At 72.1% G+C, this 5,928-nt stretch carries 4 protein-coding genes; 2 read left to right on the top strand and 2 right to left on the bottom strand.

Translation table 11 applies throughout. The annotated features are described in order from the left end of the window. Positions 1 to 101: 101 nt before the first annotated feature. Positions 102 to 1,427 carry an MFS transporter gene (locus ABZ749_RS24080; RefSeq protein ID WP_357231426.1) on the bottom strand — a complete coding sequence of 442 codons (1,326 nt, stop codon included), beginning with the start codon at positions 1,425 to 1,427 and terminating at the stop codon, positions 102 to 104. Positions 1,428 to 1,665: 238 nt separating this feature from the next. Further along, entirely contained in the window at positions 1,666 to 2,778 is a 1,113-nt protein-coding gene (locus ABZ749_RS24085) for a hypothetical protein (protein WP_357231429.1), read from the bottom strand. Between the two features lie 216 nt (positions 2,779 to 2,994). Between ABZ749_RS24085 and ABZ749_RS24090 the strand changes: the two genes are divergently transcribed. Continuing rightward, the gene (locus ABZ749_RS24090) at positions 2,995 to 4,104 is read left to right on the top strand and encodes an N-acetylmuramoyl-L-alanine amidase (RefSeq protein ID WP_357231432.1); all 1,110 of its coding nucleotides are present in this window, start codon (positions 2,995 to 2,997) and stop codon (positions 4,102 to 4,104) included. A gap of 86 nt (positions 4,105 to 4,190) precedes the next feature. Continuing rightward, positions 4,191 to 5,765, top strand: coding sequence for an FMN-binding glutamate synthase family protein (locus ABZ749_RS24095; protein ID WP_357231435.1), 1,575 nt, complete (start codon positions 4,191 to 4,193; stop codon positions 5,763 to 5,765). Positions 5,766 to 5,928 lie beyond the last annotated feature (163 nt).

A 5,928-nucleotide genomic window follows, 5' to 3' on the forward strand; every position in this document is an offset into this window, starting at 1 on the left:
GGGTTCCGGGCCCCTCCCGGGCCCCCTGTGGTCGTACTGGCACTGGGCGGGCGGGGGGGGGGCCCGGGGGGCGCCCCGGGCGGCCCCCCGCCGGGCCCCGGTCAGTCCGGGCCGCCTGGCACAGCCGCGGCCACGACGGTGGGCACCGTCGTCCGGTGCCGGCGGCGGGTCAGCAGCACCAGCGCCACCACGAGGTACGCCCCGGCGGTCAGCGCGAACGCCACCGCGTTGCCGGCCGCCGTGGCGAGCAGGCCATAGGCGGCGTACGTCACGATGATCAGCACGTCCGTGGCCATCCCGGCCAGGGAGGTGACGGTGGCCCGGCTGCTGCCGACGATCCGGGCCTGGAGCCGCGCGTCGGCCAGCACGGTGGCCAACTGCGCGGCAGCGAACGCCACCGCGAGCAGCACGAACCCCGCCGGGTGCCGCAGCAGGGCGCCTCCGGCCAGCGCGACGCCGACCAGCCCCAACAACGCGGCGTACCCTCGGCTGCCCAGCCGCTCCCCCGCCGGGGCGAGCAGCCCACCGACTGTGACTCCGGCCCAGAGCAGCAGGAGCAGCAGGGGTACGGCCTGCGCCCCGACGCCGGTGTCCAGGGCGAGCAGCGGGGTGTACTCGTCCAGGGCACCCCAGTCGGCGGCGACCACGGCCACCAGCAGCACGGCGGCCCGTACCGGCGGACGGGTGCGGACCTGCGAGACCCCGTCCCGCAGCGTGTCCCACCACCCCAGGTCACCGTCGTCGTCCGGGCTCACGGGCTCGTCCTGCCGGGGTGGTGTGGCACCCACCGGCCGGACGGCCGCCGCCGGCTCGGCGACCGGAACGCCGACCGCGGCGGGCGCGCGGTGTTCCGGGAAGCGGGTGGCGACGATCGTGGCGAGCAGGCAGGCGAGCACGCTGGCAGCGCCGACCACCGGGTAACCGCCGACGGCGAGCACCGGGCCGGCGAGCACTCCGGAGACCACCACCCCGAGCACACCGGCCGTCCGCGCCCGCCCGAGCACCCGGGCGTACCGGTCGACAGCGCCGAGCCGGTCCAACTCGGTCCAGACCAACGCCTCCAGCGCACCGGAGACCAGTGCGCCACCAGCGCCCCAGAGCAGGAAGCCGACAGCGAAGGCCGGGTACGAGGGCAGCAGCACCCAGAGCGCGAAACCCGCGGCGGCCACCAGCGGGGCGAGGCACAGCAGCAGTCGGCGGGACAGCACGTCGGCCCAGGCACCGGAGGGCACCTCGAACAGGATCCCGGCGGCGGACCAGATGACGAAGAGCGACGCGATCTGCCCCACCGACAGCCCGGTGTCGGCGAAGAACACCACGTACAGGGGGTAGAGCAGGACCAGGTCACTGAGGAACGCGTACCCGTAGAGGGTCGCCGTCAGCCGACGGACCGCCGGCTCGGGCACGCGCGAAGCGATGAGGGTCATGGGGCCTTCCCGTGGGAGTGGAGACGGACACCGGACGTGCGGTGACCGTGGTGGCCCACGGGATCGGCCGACGCTGCTGGATCAATGTCGCCAGGTCATGCCCGCGATGCTAGACAACCGGCGCGGCCTCGGCCAACGCTTTCGGCGCGCCGAGCAACGCGAACCGGGCGGGGCGGGGCGGACAACGAGAGGCGGGGCGGGATCGAATCGGTCCCGCCCCGCCGCCGTACCGCTGGTGTCAGCGCCGGTCGACCGGCGGAATGACGGTGGTGGTCTCGCTGTCGTCGCTGGTGCGCTGCCCGGGCACCGCGCGATCGGTGCCGCCCGTGACCACCTGGGTGGTGTCGGGGTCGACGCCGGTGCCCACCACCTGCGTGACGTCCGAATCGGCCGAGCCGCTGACCACCTGGGTCGTGTCGTCGGTCGCTGAGGGCCGGGCCGTCGTCGGGGTTGGGTCGTCGGCGGCGCTGCGGTCGACCACCTGGGTGGCGTCGGAGCTGACCGGGAAGTGGACGACCTGGGTGGCCTCCGGGTCGCTGGGCCGCGTCACCACCTGGGTGGCCTCCGCGTCGCTGGGCCGCGTCACCACCTGGGTGGCCTCCGCGTCGCTGGTGGTGGCCGACCGGCGGGCCAGCGCGGCCTCGGCGTCGCGGCGACTGGCCCGGTACGCCTGGGCGTGCTCGGCGATCAGCTGCGACTCCCGCTCGGCGCGGGTCAGCCACGACTCCCAACGGCTCTGCATCGGACGGATCAGACCTCCGCCGACACCGACGACGAGGATGCCGCCGATCGTGGCCAGCACGGCGATCAGCACGGGAGTGGTGACCGCGGTGGCCACGCCGATCTGGTTGAGCGCCGCGATGACGCCGAGGCCGAGGATGAACACCGAGGCGATGGTGGCCAGCACCCGGCCGTACGACAGGCCGCCGAGGGCGCCGCTGATGATGTCCTTGACCGCGTTGGCGATGGCGGCGGCGACCACGACGATGACGATCGCGACGAAGGCGCGGGGCAGCCACGCGATCACCGCGCCGAGAAGGTCGGAGATCGGGTTCGGGCCCCAGATGCCGAAGGCGAGCTGAAGGGTGAACAGCAGCAGCGCGTAGTAGACGAGCTTCGCGACGATGTCACTGGCGTCGTACCGGGAGCGGCTCAACGCGCGGCGGATGCCGCCGCGTTCGACGGCGCGGTCGAAGCCCACCCGTTCGAGGACCCTCTCCACGATCTTCAGTACGGCCTTGGCGATCAGCCATCCGGCCACCAGGATCGCCAGGAAGGCGACGGCCTTGGGCAGGAAGAGCATCACCGAGCGGAGAGCGTCGCCCACCGCGTCGCTGACGTTGTCACTCATCTGGTCATTCCTTAAGTGGGGCAGCCGGAACGGTCCGCCCCGACCTACCCCCGACCCGACACGCGGAAACACAAGTGATCATCAGGCCTGTCGGCCCTCTAGCGCGCGGGCGAGTTTTGGCAATATTCTCCGCAGTGCGTGCGGCCACTGGAGCTACTTTTCATCCCCCCGCCGTCGGCCGCAGGAGGAGATGCAATGCACGTCGACCATTCCGAAGTGGATCGCCGGACGCTGCTGCGGGCCGGTCTCGGCGCCGCCACGGTCGCCGTCGTCGGGAGCGAACTCGCCTTCCCGGGCGCGGCGCAGGCCGCGCCGGGCACCGACCTGGACTGGATCATCAGTTGTGACGAGTGGGCCGCCCGCCCGCCGAAGGACCCGCTGTCGGTGAGCGCCATCGCCACCAACAAGATCATCGTGCACCACATGGCGTTCCCGAACGTCACCGACTACTCCCCTGAGCAGGCCGTCAAGCTGGCCCACGACTGCCAGGACCTGCACATGGACGGCAACGGCTGGTCGGACACCGGCCAGCACTTCACAGTGAGCCGTGGCGGGTACGTGCTGGAGGGCCGCCGGGGCAGCCTGGAGCGCCTCGAAGCCGGCGACCGGCAGATGATCTCGGCGCACTGTCCGGGTGAGAACGGCCGGGCCATCGGCATCGAGAACGAGGGCACCTACGTCACCGAGACGCCACCGGACGCGTTGACCGACTCGCTGGTCAAGCTCTGCGTCGCGATCTGCCGGCAGTACGGGCTGCACGCGTACGACATCTTCGGCCACTGGGACTTCCGCACCACCGAGTGCCCGGGCGCCGCCTTCTACCGACAGTTCCCCGAGTTGCGGCGGCGGGTGCACGCCGCGCTGGGCACCAAGCTCGGTGACGTGCCGGCGCGCCGCTGGCCGGACCTGTGGCGCTTCGTCAACTCCCCCTCGGTGCGGGTGGTGCAGCACCTGCTCGCCTACCGCGGCTACCCGGTGATCGTCAGCGGCACGTTCGACGCCGCGACCGTGGCGGCGGTGCAGGACTGGCAGGCCCGCAACGGCATCGCGGTCGACGTGGACGCCACCCTCACCACGCCGACCTGGGAGACGCTCGCGCCGGAGTTGGACCAGCACGCCGCCGGAGCGCCGGTCACCGCCGTGCAGGAAATCCTCGCCACCAAGGGGTACGCGGTCACCGTCACCGGGGCGTACGACCACGCCACCCGCACGGCGGTGCAGGACCTGCAGGCGCTGCACGGGCTGCCCCGCAACGGCAAGCTCAGTACGAGCACGTGGTGCACTGTCGTCGGCGGGTCGGTCCGCGAGTCGTTCCGGCACCACTGAGCCCAGGGTGGCGGTGCGGGGCTCACCCGCACCGCCACCAGCAGCTCACCGGTTTGATCCGCCGCCCCGGCGGAAAGAGTTGCGGCATGACCTGGGCCCGTCGAGCCGTACCCGCCGTCGCCGCCGCCGTCGCGGCACTCGCCGCGCGGGATCTGATCCAGCGCGACCACGCGCTGCTGCGCAACTTCCCGGTCCTCGGCCGGGCCCGCTACCTGTTGGAGACGATCGGGCCGGAGCTTCGGCAGTACATCGTGGCCGGCAACAACGAGGAACGGCCCTTCACCCGCGACCAGCGCCGCTGGGTGTACGCGTCGGCCAAGCAGGAGAACAACTACTTCGGTTTCGGCACCGACAACGACATCGAGTACACCGCCGGGTACCCGATCATCAAGCACCGCACGTTTGGTCGTGCCGTGCCGCCGTCGGCACCGACCGCCGGGCACGACGTACGGGTGCCCTGCGCGAAGGTGCTGGGCGCGGCACGGGGACGGGCCCGGGCGTTCCGACCGGAGTCGGTCGTCAACATCTCCGGAATGAGCTTCGGCTCGCTCTCCGGCAACGCCATCACCGCGCTCAACAAGGGAGCGGCCCTCGCGGGTTGCCTGCAGAACACCGGCGAGGGCGGCCTGTCGCCGTACCACCGCAACGGTGGTGAACTGGTCTTCCAACTCGGCACCGCGTACTTCGGTTGCCGGGACGAGCACGGCCGGTTCAGCCTCGACCGGCTGAAGAACCTGGTCGCCGGCGCACCGGTGCGGGCGCTGGAGATCAAGCTGAGCCAGGGCGCCAAGCCGAGCCTCGGTGGGCTGCTGCCCGGGGCGAAGGTGTCCGCCGAGATCGCCGCCACCCGGGGCATCCCGGCCGGTCAGGACTGCGTCAGCCCGTCCCGGCACGCCGAGTTCTCCGACTGCGACAGCCTGCTCGACTGGGTGGAGTTGCTGGCCGCCGAGACGGGCCTGCCGGTCGGCATCAAGTCGGCGGTCGGCGACCTGAGCTTCTGGGAGGAGCTGGCCACCCTCATGCGGGACACCGGCCGGGGTGTGGACTTCGTGACGATCGACGGCGGCGAGGGAGGCACCGGGGCCGCACCACTGATCTTCACCGACTCGGTGTCGCTCCCGTTCCAGCAGGGCTTCTCCCGGGTCTACAAGATCTTCGCCGAGTACGGTCTGCACGAGCAGGTGGTCTTCGTCGGCGGCGGCAAGCTCGGCCTGCCGGACAACGCCATCGTGGCGTTCGCGCTCGGCTGCGACATGGTCAACGTCGGCAGGGAGGCGATGCTGGCGGTCGGCTGCATCCAGGCCCAGAAGTGCCACACCGACACCTGCCCCACCGGCGTCGCCACCCAGAACGCGTGGCTCGCCCGTGGGCTGGACCCGGCATTGAAGTCGGTCCGGGCGGCCAACTACCTGCGGACGCTACGCCGGGACCTGACCAGGGTCGCCGAGGCCTGCGGCGTCGAACACCCCGGCCTGATCGGCACCGACGCCGTGGAGATCCTGGACGGCCGCACCGCCTCAACCCCACTGCACCAGGTGTACGGCTACCGACCGGAATGGGGACTGCCCTCGCCCGCCGACCAAGCGGAGATCATCCGGCTGATGGTCCCGGAGGCACGCCAGGGCGGCAGCGCCCCGCCCTCCGCCACTGCCGTCGGTTGAGAGCACGCCCGACGGCCGGCGAGAGCCGCAGGCGCGGAGCAGGGAAGTACCGGGCCCGGGATCGCGGATCGCGGATCGCGGATCGCGGATCGCGGATCGCGGATCGCGGATCGCGGATCGCGGATCGCGGATCGCGGATCGCGGATCGCGGATCGCGGATCGC

Source organism: Micromonospora sp. NPDC047753, from assembly GCF_040642735.1.
Classification (GTDB): Bacteria; Actinomycetota; Actinomycetes; order Mycobacteriales; family Micromonosporaceae; genus Micromonospora.

Excerpts from the sequence above, each read along its gene's own strand:
- ABZ749_RS24080 (WP_357231426.1), bottom strand. The coding sequence starts at position 1,427 with ATGACCCTCATCGCTTCGCGCGTGCCCGAGCCGGCGGTCCGTCGGCTG.
- ABZ749_RS24085 (WP_357231429.1), bottom strand. The coding sequence starts at position 2,778 with ATGAGTGACAACGTCAGCGACGCGGTGGGCGACGCTCTCCGCTCGGTG.
- ABZ749_RS24095 (WP_357231435.1), top strand. The coding sequence starts at position 4,191 with ATGACCTGGGCCCGTCGAGCCGTACCCGCCGTCGCCGCCGCCGTCGCG.